18 protein-coding genes are annotated in these 13,540 nt (G+C 62.8%); 6 read left to right on the forward strand and 12 right to left on the reverse strand.

What is annotated here, in order from left to right; translation table 11 throughout:
- Positions 1–5 precede the first annotated feature (5 nt).
- Positions 6–632: a hypothetical protein gene (locus M2395_RS25545; RefSeq protein WP_123431119.1), complete on the forward strand. Its 627-nt coding sequence runs from the start codon at positions 6–8 to the stop codon at positions 630–632.
- Positions 633–651: 19 nt separating this feature from the next.
- Here M2395_RS25545 and M2395_RS25550 read toward each other — a convergent pair whose 3' ends face one another.
- The 7 genes from M2395_RS25550 to M2395_RS25580 form a co-directional block, all read right to left on the reverse strand.
- Positions 652–915, reverse strand: a complete 264-nt coding sequence (locus tag M2395_RS25550) for a hypothetical protein (protein ID WP_041120412.1) — start codon at positions 913–915, stop codon at positions 652–654.
- 53 nt (positions 916–968) lie between these two features.
- On the reverse strand, positions 969–1,403 hold the full coding sequence (locus M2395_RS25555; RefSeq protein WP_015637489.1) for a DcrB-related protein: 435 nt from the start codon (positions 1,401–1,403) through the stop codon (positions 969–971).
- Between the two features lie 111 nt (positions 1,404–1,514).
- Entirely contained in the window at positions 1,515–1,886 is a 372-nt protein-coding gene (locus tag M2395_RS25560) for a hypothetical protein (RefSeq protein WP_053160459.1), read from the reverse strand.
- Positions 1,874–2,398 carry a hypothetical protein gene (locus M2395_RS25565; protein WP_041752690.1) on the reverse strand — a complete coding sequence of 175 codons (525 nt, stop codon included), beginning with the start codon at positions 2,396–2,398 and terminating at the stop codon, positions 1,874–1,876. The genes M2395_RS25560 and M2395_RS25565 overlap by 13 nt, the downstream gene beginning before the upstream one ends.
- Positions 2,399–2,562: 164 nt before the next feature.
- A complete protein-coding gene (locus M2395_RS25570) occupies positions 2,563–2,838 on the reverse strand; it encodes an HU family DNA-binding protein (RefSeq protein WP_011064269.1) in 276 nt (91 codons plus the stop codon).
- A 189-nt stretch (positions 2,839–3,027) separates the two neighbouring features.
- A complete protein-coding gene (locus M2395_RS25575) occupies positions 3,028–4,176 on the reverse strand; it encodes an NAD(P)/FAD-dependent oxidoreductase (RefSeq protein ID WP_015637492.1) in 1,149 nt (382 codons plus the stop codon).
- A gap of 42 nt (positions 4,177–4,218) precedes the next feature.
- Entirely contained in the window at positions 4,219–4,386 is a 168-nt protein-coding gene (locus M2395_RS25580) for a rubredoxin (protein WP_011064271.1), read from the reverse strand.
- Between the two features lie 215 nt (positions 4,387–4,601).
- On the opposite strand from M2395_RS25580, the gene M2395_RS25585 reads away from it, so the two are divergent.
- Both M2395_RS25585 and ubiA read left to right on the forward strand, forming a co-directional pair.
- Positions 4,602–5,165, forward strand: coding sequence for a chorismate lyase (locus M2395_RS25585; RefSeq protein ID WP_123431120.1), 564 nt, complete (start codon positions 4,602–4,604; stop codon positions 5,163–5,165).
- A complete protein-coding gene (ubiA, locus tag M2395_RS25590; protein WP_011064273.1) occupies positions 5,165–6,055 on the forward strand; it encodes a 4-hydroxybenzoate octaprenyltransferase in 891 nt (296 codons plus the stop codon). The genes M2395_RS25585 and ubiA overlap by 1 nt, the downstream gene beginning before the upstream one ends.
- A 116-nt stretch (positions 6,056–6,171) precedes the next feature.
- Here ubiA and M2395_RS25595 read toward each other — a convergent pair whose 3' ends face one another.
- On the reverse strand, positions 6,172–6,555 hold the full coding sequence (locus tag M2395_RS25595) for a hypothetical protein (protein ID WP_011064274.1): 384 nt from the start codon (positions 6,553–6,555) through the stop codon (positions 6,172–6,174).
- 151 nt (positions 6,556–6,706) lie between these two features.
- Here M2395_RS25595 and phoB point away from each other — a divergent pair, with 151 nt between their 5' ends.
- From phoB to M2395_RS25610, 3 genes are all read left to right on the forward strand, one after another.
- The gene (gene phoB / locus M2395_RS25600; protein WP_003177195.1) at positions 6,707–7,396 is read left to right on the forward strand and encodes a phosphate regulon transcriptional regulator PhoB; all 690 of its coding nucleotides are present in this window, start codon (positions 6,707–6,709) and stop codon (positions 7,394–7,396) included.
- Between the two features lie 128 nt (positions 7,397–7,524).
- The gene (gene phoR, locus M2395_RS25605; protein ID WP_233447088.1) at positions 7,525–8,817 is read left to right on the forward strand and encodes a phosphate regulon sensor histidine kinase PhoR; all 1,293 of its coding nucleotides are present in this window, start codon (positions 7,525–7,527) and stop codon (positions 8,815–8,817) included.
- Positions 8,818–8,934: 117 nt separating this feature from the next.
- On the forward strand, positions 8,935–10,275 hold the full coding sequence (locus tag M2395_RS25610; protein ID WP_011064276.1) for a hemolysin family protein: 1,341 nt from the start codon (positions 8,935–8,937) through the stop codon (positions 10,273–10,275).
- A 37-nt stretch (positions 10,276–10,312) separates the two neighbouring features.
- Here M2395_RS25610 and M2395_RS25615 read toward each other — a convergent pair whose 3' ends face one another.
- From M2395_RS25615 to M2395_RS25630, 4 genes are all read right to left on the reverse strand, one after another.
- Entirely contained in the window at positions 10,313–11,209 is an 897-nt protein-coding gene (locus M2395_RS25615) for a M23 family metallopeptidase (RefSeq protein WP_123431121.1), read from the reverse strand.
- A 61-nt stretch (positions 11,210–11,270) separates the two neighbouring features.
- Positions 11,271–11,585: a helix-turn-helix domain-containing protein gene (locus tag M2395_RS25620; protein WP_011064278.1), complete on the reverse strand. Its 315-nt coding sequence runs from the start codon at positions 11,583–11,585 to the stop codon at positions 11,271–11,273.
- Positions 11,578–11,913 (reverse strand): type II toxin-antitoxin system RelE/ParE family toxin, encoded by a 336-nt coding sequence (locus M2395_RS25625; protein ID WP_053154609.1) that lies wholly within the window; start codon positions 11,911–11,913, stop codon positions 11,578–11,580. The genes M2395_RS25620 and M2395_RS25625 overlap by 8 nt, the downstream gene beginning before the upstream one ends.
- Positions 11,914–12,473: 560 nt before the next feature.
- Positions 12,474–13,433, reverse strand: coding sequence for a response regulator (locus M2395_RS25630; protein WP_019093932.1), 960 nt, complete (start codon positions 13,431–13,433; stop codon positions 12,474–12,476).
- Between the last annotated feature and the right edge of the window lie 107 nt (positions 13,434–13,540).

The raw sequence follows: 13,540 nt of genomic DNA on the forward strand, positions 1-13,540 counted from the left end.
GAGAAATGAAAGCAGACACCAAGGAATTGCGCAGCAACTTTGAAAAGGCACTCCAGCTTTTTTTGAAGAGCGAGCTCTCGGGTTACCCCGGAGTAAAAGTCACCAAGAACAAAGTGGTGGTTGCACAGAAAGAATCGGGCGCCGTGGCAACCCTGCATTTCGAATACCTGGCCAACACCCGCGCCTACGAAATCCTCTTCTTCGTCGAACACCCGGCCCTACAGGCCGAGATCGACCAGATAAACCCGCCCTACCCGTCCAACCTGGCCAATCCGAAATTTATCTACAGCTTGTCGACGGTCAGTGAAAAAGCTGCCTGCCCGCTACTGCCCGTGACAGAGCAAGGTATTGAAAATACCTGCCAGGTGATTCTGCGCCAGCTCCAGGATGTTCACCTGCCTATTCTGTTCAACCTCTTCAACGTCAGCCCCGCGCTGGTGAGCGATGTCATAGACAGGCCAAAGTATTACTCCTATCCGGTCCCACTGATTTTTATCGCCTTGAAAACCAACAAAATCAAACCGGACGACGAAACGCTAGCGAAGATCATGAGCGAGCAGACCCTGGGCTACACCGGTCATCAGGACCTGAAAGAGTCGTTCAACAAGCAACTACTGGCAGCACTGAACTGAGCGCCTGCTGGAGGCCGGGTCAAATCGCCGAGCCGCGATTCTTGCCCGGCTTGATGATCAGCAACGCGTCCAGCTCGCGCTTTCTGGCGCGGCTGACGAACGCCAGCGCGGCCTGCAGATCCTGTTCGAACAGTTCGAAGGTCGCGCGCTCGATGGCGTAGTACTCCTCGTAGTCGACCACCCCAAGGCTCACCGGAAAGGTCAGGTAGTACTGGCCGGTGGATTCCTCGATGCCCATCGAGAACATCTCCTCGCGACTGACGAACAGATCGTTGAACTTCATGCGGTTCCAAGAGTTCGGCTACCGGGCAATGCGCCTCAGGGCAGGTTGACCGATCAGGCTTTCGAAGGCTGCGGCTTGAGGCTCTGCATGGCCTGTTTCCAGGCCGGCTCATGATGCACCAGGTCGTTGACCGTGGTGGTCAGGGTGGTGATCAGCACGGCCGGCTTACGCTCGATGAAGACCTGGCGCAGCATCAGCTCGCGCCCTTCGCGTTTCCAGCTGTAGTCCAGCAGCACGGCGGCATGGCCTTGCATGTCGAAGTCCCAGCGCTTGATCAGGTTGAAACCTGGCAGTTGCTGCTCGGCAGCCTTCAGCTGCGCGGCGACATAATCGGCAAAGGCGGCGTCGCCCTGGCTCGGGTCGCGGCTGATGACGAAGCTGGCTTCCTGGGCACCGCCAACGGCTGGCAGCTTGAAGATATTGATGCTCTGGTCCTGCCAGGCGTCAGGAATATCGAGATCGGCTTCTTGAATGCGGTAGGTGGACAAGAGTTTGGCGTTCCATGCTGAAAGGGTGATTCGGAGAGTGGCAAATATTCAGGCAACGGCCGGCAACAATCAAGGAACCACTCGGCAACTCTGCGCAGCGGCCGTGGCCCCTCAACGCGCTTCCAGGCAGGACGCGTAGGCACGGGCGAAGCCTTGATCGAACTTGAGGGCCTGGGGCTCTTCGGGGTCGATGCTGACGTTCCACAGGGCCTGCTGCGGCACGTCGTAGCGGACCCAGCCGATGGTCCCGCTGCCGGAGGTTTCGTAGAACAGCTGCAGGCTCAGCTGGTCGCCATCGTCGCGGTCGATCAGCAGCTTGAGGTGCTCCGGGGTGGTGAAGTCGCGGTAGGGAAAATCGCTGCTGCGCACCAGTTCGGTGAGGTAGCCGTAGCAACCCTTGCCCGGGTTCGATTCATCCGCCAGGGCGGGCGGGGCCGCGCAGGCGATCAGCAGGCCCAGGCCTGCCAGGTTCAGGTACCGCATGATTGCCCCTTGAGGGTGAGGGTTTCGACCTGGTCGTTCATCTCGATGCGCGCCAGCACCTGGCGGTCGTGAGACTCCTGGTACTCGCTGAAATTGTTGCGCTTGAGGATGTTCAGGGTGACCCGGATATGAGCGCCGGTGTTCTGGTACTCGCTGCGTTCCGGGCCCTGGGCGGCGCCGGTGAGTTCCACCAGCTGGCCGGCGGTCTTGAGGTAAAGAAAGCGCTGGTCCACTTCCACCAGCAGGCGCGGAGCCCTGGGCGCCACGCTGTAGTCCTCGCGGGCCAGGGAATAGCCGCAGAGCCAGGCGCCGGAACTGTCGTATTTCTGGCTGTGGAACCAGCTGAGGGCCTCGCGATAGCCGATCTGCTCCAGTCGCGAGTCGTTGCCGGCAGCGGCCGATGACAGGCCAAGGCTGAACAGGCAGCCCACGACCAGGGCAACTAAACCGGGGCTTGCCAGGCCGTGCAGCAGGGCGGCCCATGAAAGGGGGCTGTCAGTGGGGCGGGTCATCCTTGGCCTTAGATCAAAAATCGAACGATCGCGCATCCTAGCCACGCCAAAGCGGCTTCGCAAGAACATCTGCGGGCAAACGGCAGGCAAAAAAATAGGCACCCGATGCGCTCGGCGTGCCTATTTCCCCTGCGTGCTCCCGCTGCCGGGAGCCCGCTCAATGCTTATGGGTTGACGCTGTCTTTCAGCGACTTGCCCGGTTTGAATGCCACGGTGTTGCTGGCCTTGATCTTTACCGGCTCGCCGGTCTGCGGGTTCTTGCCGGTGCGGGCGCCACGGTGGCGTTGCAGGAAGGTGCCAAAACCAACCAGGGTGACGCTGTCTTTGCGGTGCAGAGCCCCGGTGATCTCTTCAAGAATGGCGTTGAGCACGCGATTGGCCTGCTCTTTGGTCAGGTCCGCTTTTTCAGCAATGGCTGCGGCGAGTTCTGGTTTACGCATAGTGTGAAGCCTCTTTGACGGTTTTTTGTTGTTATGTCCGTGCTGTTCACGGGAACAGCGCCCAAGGCGCCGCAGGCTCTACGCTGCGGCAGACGGGTGTGAGGATGGCACGCGCTTGAGAGTGGCGCCAGTCTCCCCGCGACCTTTGTGAGGGCAAGAACCGGGTTATTCCGACAGAACGACCGGTATTTAAGCCAGCAACGCAGGAAGTTCCTTGTTCAGGGCCAGTTTTTCCATCACCGCGGCCCCGGTCAGGGCGTAGCCCAGCAACTGGCCTTCGGCGTTGCGGCACAGGACCTTGATGTCGGCCCCCTGCCCTTCTGCAGTCCATACGCCTTCGGCGCCACGGGGCGGCGGCGACACCACCAGGGGGCAGACCGGAGTCTTGACGGTGATCGGCATCGGCCCGTAGCTGACCGCCGTCGGCTTGCCCGCCAGGGTCTGCGCCAGCGCCCGGGCGCAGCTCATCAGCGGCATCACGTACAGCAGGTTGAGACCGTCGACCTCGGCGCAATCGCCCAGGGCGTAGATATTGGCGTGGGAGGTTTTCAGCTCGCGGTCCACCACCACTCCGCGATTGACCACCAGCCCGGCGGCAGCCGCCAGGTCGATGCGCGGGCGCAGGCCGATGGCCGAGACCACCAGGTCGCAGGCGATCACCTGGCCATCGGACAGGTGGGCTTCCAGACCGTCGGCGCTGCGCTGAAGGCGGTTGAGCACCGGGCCCAGGTGGAAGCGCGCGCCCAGGCTCTCCAGCCCGGCCTGGACCGCCGCCGCAGCGGCCGGGTGCAACAGGGTCGGCATCACCTGCTCGCAAGGTGCCACCAGGTCCACGCTGTAGCCGCCGAGGATCAGGTCATTGGCGAACTCGCAGCCGATCAGCCCGGCGCCCAGCAGCAGCACCCGACGCTTGCCGGCCGCGGCGCTGCGAAAGCGCGCGTAGTCTTCCAGGTCATTGATGGGGAAAATCAGCTCGGATGCGTCGCCCTGCACCGGCACCCGCACGGTTTCCGCGCCCCAGGCCAGGATCAGGTCGCGATAGGCCACCGCTTCCTCGCCGATCCACAGGCGCTTGTGGCCCGGGTCGATGCCGCTGATACGGGTGTGGGTGCGGACCTCGGCCCTGAGCTGCTCGGCCATGGCGCCGGGCTCGGCCATGCTCAGGCCGTCGGCGTCCTTGTTCTTGCCGAAGCCGGTGGACAGCATCGGCTTGGAGTAGGAACGGCCATCGTCGGCAGTGATCAACAGCAGCGGCGTCTCGCTGTCGAGCTTGCGAAACTCCCGGGCCAGGTTGTAACCCGCCAGGCCCGTCCCCACGATCACTACCGGTGCGCTCATTCCCTGCTCCTTGTTATTGGTTGTTCAAGCCACAAAAGTCGATCAAGCGATCTCGATCATTTCGAAATCCATCTTGCCCACGCCGCAGTCCGGGCAGAGCCAGTCCGCGGGTACATCTTCCCAACGGGTACCCGGCAAAATACCGTCGTCCGGCCAGCCTTCCGCTTCGTTGTAAATCAGGCCGCAGACCACACATTGCCACTTTTTCATTGATGCATTTCCTCAAGGGTTCAGGCTTCGCCGGTGGGTCGGTCGATGGATCGACTCTAGAAGGCCACGCTGATCAGCGTCCGGCACTGGGGTTTTTTACTGATCACTACCGGCAGATGCAAGCACGTTCGTGCCGCCGGGCGTCCTGGATCAATCAAAACCGGCAATCGCCATGCTAAGCTCGCCGCCTCATTTGCTGCCAATACTGACCCACTGTGCCGCACTCAATGCCCCCCGCCCCGGCCCCCACCTGGCTGGTGCAAAGCCGTTTGTCCCCCTTCCCCGGCACAGCCGTTGCCAACTGGCTGTTCGATGAAGGGTCGCTGACCCGGCGCCTGACCCGGCTGTCCCACAACGCCTTCAGCGTCACCCCGCTGGTGCAAGAGTGGCAAACCCTGCGCAACGACGAATGCGCCGCCCTGGGCCTGCCCGAACAGAGCGAAGGCTGGGTGCGCGAGGTGTACTTGCGCGGGCACGGCCAGGCCTGGGTGTTCGCCCGTAGCGTCGCCGCCCGCAGCGCCCTGCTCGAAGGCGGCCTGAATATCGACGAACTGGGCAGCCGCTCCCTGGGCGAGTTGCTGTTCTGCGACCAGGCCTTTACCCGCCAGCCCATCGAAGTCTGCCGCTACCCCCGGCACTGGCTGCCCGCTGCCGTTGCCGACAACGGCCTGTGGGGCCGTCGCTCACGCTTTGACCGCGGCCCCCTGAGCCTGCTGGTGGCGGAAATCTTCCTGCCCAGCCTGTGGACCGCCATAGACGCCCGACCGGAGGCCTGCTGATGTACCTGAGCCTGCTCAAATCCCTCAATCGCCTGCACCCGCGGGCCTGGGACTTCCTGCAACTGGCGCGCATGGACAAGCCCATCGGCATCTATCTGCTGCTATGGCCAACCCTGGTGGCGCTGTGGATCGCCGCCGAGGGCCAGCCGTCCCTGAGCCATGTGCTGATCTTCACCTTCGGGGTGGTGCTGACCCGCGCCGGCGGCTGCGCCATCAACGACTTCGCCGACCGCAAGGTGGACGGCCAGGTCAAGCGCACCGACCAGCGGCCCCTGGCCACCGGCAAAGTCAGCGCCAAGGAGGCCCTGATACTGTTCGCGGTGCTGATGGGCGCCGCCTTCCTGCTGGTGCTGTGCACCAACGCCACCACGGTCTGGCTGTCGTTCGGCGCCCTGGCCCTGGCCGCCTGCTACCCCTTCATGAAGCGCTACACCTATTACCCGCAGGTGGTACTGGGGGCGGCGTATTCCTGGGGCATCCTGATGACCTTCACCGCGCAGAACGGCGAACTGCCGGCCACCGCGTGGCTGCTGTACATCGCCAACCTGCTGTGGACCGTGGGCTACGACACTTACTACGCCATGACCGACCGTGACGATGACCTGAAAATCGGGGTCAAGTCCACGGCGATCCTGTTCGGCGATGCCGACCGGGTGATCATTCTCACCCTGCAGGGCTTGTCCCTGGGTTGCCTGCTGCTGGCCGGGGCACGGTTCAATCTGGGGGGCTGGTTCCACCTGGGGCTGGCGGTGGCGGCGGCGTGTTTCGCCTGGGAGTTCTGGTACACCCGCGATCGCGACCGGATGAAGTGCTTCAAGGCCTTCCTGCATAACCACTGGGCGGGCCTGGCGATCTTTGTCGGGGTGGTGCTGGATTACGCGTTGCGCTAGACCGTCAAGCAAGGCCCTATGGGCCTTTTCGCAGCTTTGCCAGGGCTCGGCAGCGGCTACAGAGATCGGTGTAGCCGCTGCCGCAAGCTGCGAATGGCCCGGAGGGCGGCGGGAGGTCAGTCGGATTTCGCGACCTTCCAGGCGCCGTCCATCTTGCCTTCGCCGGTCATGTCACCGGCCTTCTTGTCCATCACGAAGCCATACAGCGGCTTGCCGTCGTAGGCCCACTGCATCTTGCCGTCGTCACGCTTGATCACCGTCCACTTGCCCATGGCCTTGTCACTGCCCTCGGCCATCAGCGGCGGCCAGTTGGCAGCGCATTTGTCATTGCACATGGACTTGCCGTCGGCATCCTTGGCAAAGGTGTAGAGGGTCATGCCCTTGTGGTCTACCAGCACGCCGTCCTTGCTCATTGCCGGGTCGGCGGCCATGGCGAATGTCGGCAGGGCCAGGACAGCGCCTACCAGCAGGACTTTCAACGATTGCTTGAACAGAGTCATGGAAACCTTCTTTTGTGGTTGTCAGGAATCGGACTCAAAGCTTAGTCCACGAAGCAGCACCCCGCCCCGCGACCTGAAATACTGTCACACGACTGCAATAATTCCGTTATCTAATGCGGCGCAAGACAGTTAAATGACAAGAGGTTCAAGCATGGTTGGCAGAAGCATTCTGATCGTTGACGACGAAGCGCCTATTCGCGAAATGATCGCCGTTGCGTTGGAAATGGCCGGCTATGACTGCATGGAGGCAGAGAACTCTCAGCAGGCCCATGCCATCATCGTCGACCGCAAGCCGGACCTGATCCTGCTGGACTGGATGCTACCCGGCACTTCCGGCATCGAGCTGGCGCGGCGCCTCAAGCGCGACGAGCTGACCGGGGACATCCCGATCATCATGCTCACCGCCAAGGGTGAAGAGGACAACAAGATCCAGGGCCTGGAAGTCGGCGCCGACGACTACATCACCAAGCCGTTCTCCCCCCGCGAACTGGTGGCCCGCCTAAAGGCCGTGCTGCGCCGTGCCGGCCCTACCGATGGCGAGGCGCCAATCGAAGTCGGCGGCCTGCTGCTGGACCCCATCAGCCACCGGGTGACCATCGACGGCAAGCCCGCGGAAATGGGCCCTACCGAATATCGCCTGCTGCAGTTCTTCATGACCCACCAGGAGCGTGCCTACACCCGTGGCCAGCTGCTGGACCAGGTCTGGGGTGGCAATGTGTACGTCGAGGAACGCACCGTGGACGTGCATATCCGCCGGCTGCGCAAGGCCCTGGGCGATGCCTACGAGAATCTGGTACAAACCGTGCGCGGCACCGGCTATCGTTTTTCCACCAAGGCCTGACGGCAGCGGCAAGCGACAAGCGGCACGCCGATGAGTGACCGCTTCAACACTTGCAGCTTGGAGCTGCGCCACCCTCCACGGACGTGTTTCAAGTGAATCAAAACTGGCATGGCACCCTGATTCGCCACATGTTGCTGTTGATCACCGGCTGCCTGCTGGTGGGCCTGATCAGCGGCTACTACGGCTGGAGCCTGGCCGCTGGCTTAGGGCTCTACCTGGCCTGGACCCTCAAGCAGTTGCTGCGCCTGCACGAATGGCTGCGCCTGCATCAACCCGACGAAGCGCCCCCCGACGGCTATGGCCTGTGGGGCGAGGTGTTCGACAGCATCTACCACCTGCAACGCCGCGATCAGCGGGTACGCGGGCGCCTGCAGGCGGTGATCGACCGGGTCCAGGAGTCCACCGCGGCCCTTAAGGACGCGGTGATCATGCTCGACAGCGACGGCAACCTGGAATGGTGGAACCGCGCCGCCGAGACCCTGCTGGGGCTCAAGACGCCCCAGGACAGCGGCCAGCCGGTGACCAACCTAGTGCGCCATCCGCGCTTCAAGGAATACTTCGAGCAGGACAACTACGCCGAGCCGCTGGAAATCCCCTCCCCGGCCAACGACCGGGTACGCATCCAGCTCTATATCACCCGCTACGGCAACAACGAGCACCTGATGCTGGTGCGCGACGTAACCCGCATCCACCAGCTGGAACAGATGCGCAAGGACTTCATCGCCAACGTCTCCCACGAGCTGCGCACACCGCTGACGGTGATCTGCGGCTACCTGGAGACCCTGCTGGACAACGTCGAGGAAGTGAACCCGCGCTGGAGCCGCGCCCTGCAGCAGATGCAGCAGCAAGGCGGACGCATGCAGACCTTGCTCAACGACCTGCTGTTGCTGGCCAAGCTGGAGGCCACGGACTACCCGTCGGACAACCAGCCAGTGCCCATCGACGTGCTGCTGCAATCGATCAAGAGCGACGCCCAGGCGCTGTCCGGGGAACGCAACCAGCGCATCACCCTGGAAGCCGATGCCTCGGTACAACTCAAGGGCAGCGAGGCGGAGCTGCGCAGCGCCTTCTCCAACCTGGTGTTCAACGCAGTGAAATACACCCCGGCCGAAGGCAATATCCGCATTCGCTGGTGGGGCGACGAACAGGGCGCGCACCTGAGCGTGCAGGACTCGGGGATCGGCATCGACAACAAGCACCTGCCGCGCCTCACCGAACGCTTCTACCGGGTGGATTCGAGCCGCAACTCCAACACCGGCGGCACCGGCCTGGGCCTGGCCATCGTCAAGCATGTGCTGCTGCGCCACCGTGCGCGCCTGGAGATCAGCAGCGTGCTGGGCCACGGCAGCACCTTCACCTGCCATTTCGTTCCGGCCCAAGTGAAGAAAAACCGCACCCAGAGCCTGACCGACCAGCGCTGACAGCCACTCGCCCCTAGGCAATTGCCCTGTCAGCCGCTACATTGCGTAACTTGTGCCTGCCTTTCAGGCACCGCATTTCCTTCCTTTTCGAATACACGGAACCCGCAAAACTCCATCATGGACCCTTCCCCTGGTTTTACCCTCGCGTCTCTTTTCGCCGACTTCGGCATGATTCTTTTTGCTCTGATCCTGGTCCTGCTCAACGGCTTCTTCGTTGCGGCGGAGTTCGCCATGGTCAAGCTGCGCTCGACCCGGGTCGAGGCCATTGCCCACAAGAACGGCTGGCGCGGGCAGATCCTGCGCACCGTGCACAGCCAGCTCGACGCCTACCTCTCGGCCTGCCAACTGGGCATCACCCTGGCCTCCCTGGGCCTGGGCTGGGTCGGTGAGCCGGCCTTCGCCCATCTGCTGGAGCCGCTGCTGGGCGCCCTGGGCGTGAGCTCTCCGGAAGTGATCCGCGGCGTGTCGTTCTTCACCGCGTTCTTCATCATTTCCTACCTGCACATCGTGGTCGGCGAGCTGGCGCCCAAATCCTGGGCGATCCGCAAGCCGGAGCTGCTGTCGCTGTGGACGGCGGTGCCGCTGTACCTGTTCTACTGGCTGATGTACCCGGCCATCTACCTGCTCAACGCCAGCGCCAACACCATCTTGCGCATCGCCGGGCAGGGCGAGCCCGGCCCGCACCATGAACACCACTACAGCCGAGAAGAACTCAAGCTGATCCTGCACTCCAGCCGCGGCCAGGACCCCAGCGACCAGGGCATGCGCGTACTGGCCTCGGCGGTGGAAATGGGCGAACTGGAAGTGGTGGACTGGGCCAATTCCCGGGAAGACCTGATCAGCGTCGAGTTCAACGCGCCGCTCAAGGAAATCCTCGCCCTGTTCCGTCGCCACAAGTTCAGCCGCTACCCGGTCTACGACAGCGAGCGCAACGAATTCGTCGGCCTGCTGCACATCAAGGACCTGCTGCTGGAACTGGCGGCCCTGGACCACATTCCCGAGTCGTTCAACCTGGCCGAGCTGACCCGCCCGCTGGAGCGCGTATCCCGGCACATGCCGCTGTCGCAGTTGCTGGAGCAGTTCCGCAAGGGCGGCTCGCACTTCGCCCTGGTGGAAGAAGCCGACGGCAAGGTCATTGGCTACCTGACCATGGAAGACGTGCTTGAAGTGCTGGTGGGCGATATCCAGGACGAACACCGCAAGACCGAGCGCGGCATCCTGGCCTACCAGCCGGGCAAGCTGCTGGTGCGCGGTGACACCCCGCTGTTCAAGGTCGAGCGCCTGCTGGGCATCGACCTGGACCATATCGAGGCCGAAACCCTCGCCGGCCTGGTGTACGAAACCCTGAAACGGGTGCCGGAAGAGGAAGAAGTACTGGAGGTCGAAGGCCTGCGCATCATCATCAAGAAGATGAAGGGACCGAAGATCATCCTGGCCAAGGTGCTGATGCTGGATTGACGGCCCTTTCGCCGCCAAGCCGGCTCCTACGGGCAGGTTATTGGTTGCCCAGGGCAAAATTCGGCAAATCCCCCAGGGGCTGGTTGAACTGATAGGGAATCGACACCAGCCCCAACCCGGTATTGCGCTGCACCACGAAATGCAGGTGTGGCCCGCTGCTGTTGCCGGTGTTGCCCGACAGCCCCAGGGCGCTGCCCACCGCCACTCGCTGGCCCTCCCGCACGCTGACCGAACCCTGCTTGAGATGCAGGTACACGCCCATGGTGCCGTCGTCGTGCAGCACCCGGACGAAATTGCCCGCCGGGTTATTGCCCCGCCCGTTCTGGGCGTTCTCGGTCTTCACCACCACCCCGCCCCGGGCGGCAATGATCGGCGTCCCCACCGGCATGGCGATATCCATCGCATAGCGGCTCTTGGGGCTGAAATGGCTGTATTGGCCATTGGCGCCCTGGGTCAGGCGAAACGGCCCGCCACGCCAGGGCAGCGGGTAGCGATAGGCCTGGGTGGCGCCTGCCGGATCCCCCAGGGAATAACGGAACCTGGGGGCATAGCTCAGAGGCTGGTCGGCGCGAATCGCCGTGAGCAGCGCCAGGCGCTGCCTGCTGCGGGCCGGCAGCACCTGGCGGATCGGCTGCCCCGGAGCGCCGCTGACATTGTTCAACCCGGCAAAGCTCAATTCCACTTCCACCGGGGCATACAGGTCATTGCGCACATACACCGCATCCACCCCCCTGTGCTTCTGGATATCCAGGCGCACCTGGCGCTCAAGGTGCTCCACCATGCGGTCGCGGAACACGAACTCCTGGCCCCCCGGCGAAGGCAGGTCGCTGTAGGAGACCACGCCATTGGCGTCGATGGACTTGTACACAGTCATCGCCGCCAGCGACGTGGCGGCTAAAGACAATCCACAGAAAAACAGCAGGCGCACAAACATTCGGCAGCTTCTTGGCAGAGGGTGGAATCACGCTAGCAGCCTGATATGGAGCTTGTATGAATCAGGCGGGCGCCAAGGGTTCAATGCCGCCAGCGTCGAAGTGGATGTCCACCCCCAGTTGCGCCGCCTCGCAGAGGTTGACCAGCGCATCAAGGGAGAACTTGTTGATCTTGCCGCTGAGCACATCGTTGAGCCGGGGCTGGGTGATATTGAGGCGCCTGGCCGCCTCCTTCTGCGACACCCCCCAGGCCTGCACGGTCTTGCCCAGTTCCAGCATCAGCTTGGCCCGCAGGCGCATGTTGGCAGCCTCCTGGGGGGTGGCTTCAAGGGCATCCCAGACACTGGCAAAGCGCTGGTTGATCGGTTGGTCAGTCATGGCGTGAACCTGCTTCCTGATATCTGGCACGAGCCAGCTCGATATCCCGCGCCTCGGTCTTGCGGGTGGTCTTGCGCACCGCGTGCAACACATAAATGGCCGCGGCCCGCCGGACCACATAGAACAACCGAAACGCCCCGGAGTCCTCATGAATCCTGATCTCGAAAACGCCCGGGCCAATGGTTTTCACCGACCTGCAATCGTAGGGCTGTTCGCCCTGCTGCAGCAGATCCAGCTGGAAACCGGCGGCCCGACGGGCATCTTCAGGGAATGCCCTGAGATCCCGCAGCGCGCTCCCGACAAACACCACATCCTTGTGCCTGGGCATCGAACCTCTCCTGTTAATAACCAGGAACAAGGCTAATCAACACGGCCAGGACCGGTCGCGCCGGGTTGTTTCAAGGCATGGCCGCAAGGGATGAGCAATAAAGAGCGCCACCTGAAATCTATATCCAAACAGATATAAATCAAGCACAAAGAAATTAATCTGACGTACGGCGGAAAGTACCGAGGGGGGCGGAGCACGCCTTGTGGCTTGAGGGTTACAGCCTATGTTGCGAGTTGCTCGCTCGATAGCGGGATGACGCAGCAGCCCGCCTCGGCGGCCGGCAAAAGCTCGCAGTGGGAAAGTGTTTTCAGCAGATTTCCGCAGCCTCCCATCACCGCAGGAACCGGCTTGCCGGCGAAGAGGCCTTCAAGCCTTGTTCTGCCCTTGTGGGCGCCTTCGCTGGCAAGCCAGCTCCTACACAGCAAGAGGGTGTTCTCGCGGCTTACGCACCTGCCACCGTAGGAGCCGGCTTGCCGGCGAAGAGGCCTTCAAGCCTTGTGCTGCCCTTGCGGGCGCCTTCGCTGGCAAGCCAGCTCCTACAGCGAGGCGGCCGGCAAGGATCAGGCGCCTGGAACGAAGTGCTTCTGGGCGGTGCCGCGGGCGATCAGGCGGGAGATGTAGTCGAGCTTCTGGGCATCCTGGTCCACGAAGCGGAAAGTCAGCTGCAGCCACTCGCTGTCCGGCTTGGGTTCAAAGGCCACCACCGCATGCAGGTAGCCATTGAGCCGCGCCACTTCGGCGTTGTCGCCCTGCTCCAGGTCCAGCACCGCGCTCTCCAGCACCTGGGGCAGGCTGTCGGTGCGCTTCACCACCAGCAAGGCTTCCTTGATGCTCAGGGCCTTGATCACACACTGCTGGTTGCCGCTGGACAGCCGCAGTTGGCCCTGGCCACGACCACCACCGGCCGCTGCCGCAGGCGCCGGGGCCTTGACCGGAGGGCTGTTGAGCAAACCGCGGGCCGGCGCTGCTGCCGCTGGAGCTGGAGCCGGGGCGGCAGCCGCCGGTTTGGCGAACGGATTGACCGGAGCGGAAGCCGCCCCCACCACCGCCGGCTTGCCGCCAGTCAGGGCGCTCAGGGAGTCGTTGCCAAAGGCCGAGTTCATCTTGGTCGGCGCGCTGTTCATCAAGGTATCGAGCTTGCCGACCTTGTTCAGCGCCTGCTTGACCTTGGTCAGCAGCTGTTCGTTGGTAAAAGGCTTGCTCACATAACCGGAAACCCCGGCCTGGATCGCCTGCACCACGTTTTCCTTGTCGCCCCGGCTGGTGACCATGATGAACGGCATGGCCTTCAGCGCATCTTGCTCGCGGCACCAGGTCAGCAGTTCAAGGCCGGACATTTCCGGCATTTCCCAGTCGCACAGGACCAAGTCGAAGGCTTCACGGGCGAGCATCGCCTGGGCCTTCTTGCCATTGATCGCGTCTTCGATCTTGATGCCAGGGAAGTAGTTGCGCAGGCACTTCTTCACCAGGTCACGAATGAACGAAGCGTCATCCACCACCAACACACTTACCTTACTCATCGACCACCCCTTTAAAAATCCCGGCAAGCATAACGCTGGCTGATGGCACTTTGCCAAAACTCTTCAGTCACGCCGGGACTTTTCGTTCGCGGGTGCTGCTTTTCAAT

This window comes from Pseudomonas sp. BIGb0176, assembly GCF_024810175.1.
Lineage (GTDB): Bacteria > Pseudomonadota > Gammaproteobacteria > Pseudomonadales > Pseudomonadaceae > Aquipseudomonas > Aquipseudomonas protegens.

Bases quoted from the DNA above. Each gene is read 5' to 3' on its own strand.
- M2395_RS25620 (WP_011064278.1), bottom strand. From the start codon at position 11,585: ATGACTGACCAACCGATCAACCAGCGCTTTGCCAGTGTCTGGGATGCC.
- M2395_RS25580 (WP_011064271.1), bottom strand. From the start codon at position 4,386: ATGAAAAAGTGGCAATGTGTGGTCTGCGGCCTGATTTACAACGAAGCG.
- M2395_RS25565 (WP_041752690.1), bottom strand. From the start codon at position 2,398: ATGACCCGCCCCACTGACAGCCCCCTTTCATGGGCCGCCCTGCTGCAC.
- M2395_RS25595 (WP_011064274.1), bottom strand. From the start codon at position 6,555: ATGACTCTGTTCAAGCAATCGTTGAAAGTCCTGCTGGTAGGCGCTGTC.
- M2395_RS25610 (WP_011064276.1), top strand. From the start codon at position 8,935: ATGGACCCTTCCCCTGGTTTTACCCTCGCGTCTCTTTTCGCCGACTTC.
- M2395_RS25550 (WP_041120412.1), bottom strand. From the start codon at position 915: ATGAAGTTCAACGATCTGTTCGTCAGTCGCGAGGAGATGTTCTCGATG.
- ubiA (WP_011064273.1), top strand. From the start codon at position 5,165: ATGTACCTGAGCCTGCTCAAATCCCTCAATCGCCTGCACCCGCGGGCC.
- phoR (WP_233447088.1), top strand. From the start codon at position 7,525: ATGTTGCTGTTGATCACCGGCTGCCTGCTGGTGGGCCTGATCAGCGGC.
- M2395_RS25570 (WP_011064269.1), bottom strand. From the start codon at position 2,838: ATGCGTAAACCAGAACTCGCCGCAGCCATTGCTGAAAAAGCGGACCTG.
- M2395_RS25560 (WP_053160459.1), bottom strand. From the start codon at position 1,886: ATGCGGTACCTGAACCTGGCAGGCCTGGGCCTGCTGATCGCCTGCGCG.
- M2395_RS25625 (WP_053154609.1), bottom strand. From the start codon at position 11,913: ATGCCCAGGCACAAGGATGTGGTGTTTGTCGGGAGCGCGCTGCGGGAT.
- M2395_RS25630 (WP_019093932.1), bottom strand. From the start codon at position 13,433: ATGAGTAAGGTAAGTGTGTTGGTGGTGGATGACGCTTCGTTCATTCGT.
- M2395_RS25615 (WP_123431121.1), bottom strand. From the start codon at position 11,209: ATGTTTGTGCGCCTGCTGTTTTTCTGTGGATTGTCTTTAGCCGCCACG.
- M2395_RS25575 (WP_015637492.1), bottom strand. From the start codon at position 4,176: ATGAGCGCACCGGTAGTGATCGTGGGGACGGGCCTGGCGGGTTACAAC.
- M2395_RS25545 (WP_123431119.1), top strand. From the start codon at position 6: ATGAAAGCAGACACCAAGGAATTGCGCAGCAACTTTGAAAAGGCACTC.
- phoB (WP_003177195.1), top strand. From the start codon at position 6,707: ATGGTTGGCAGAAGCATTCTGATCGTTGACGACGAAGCGCCTATTCGC.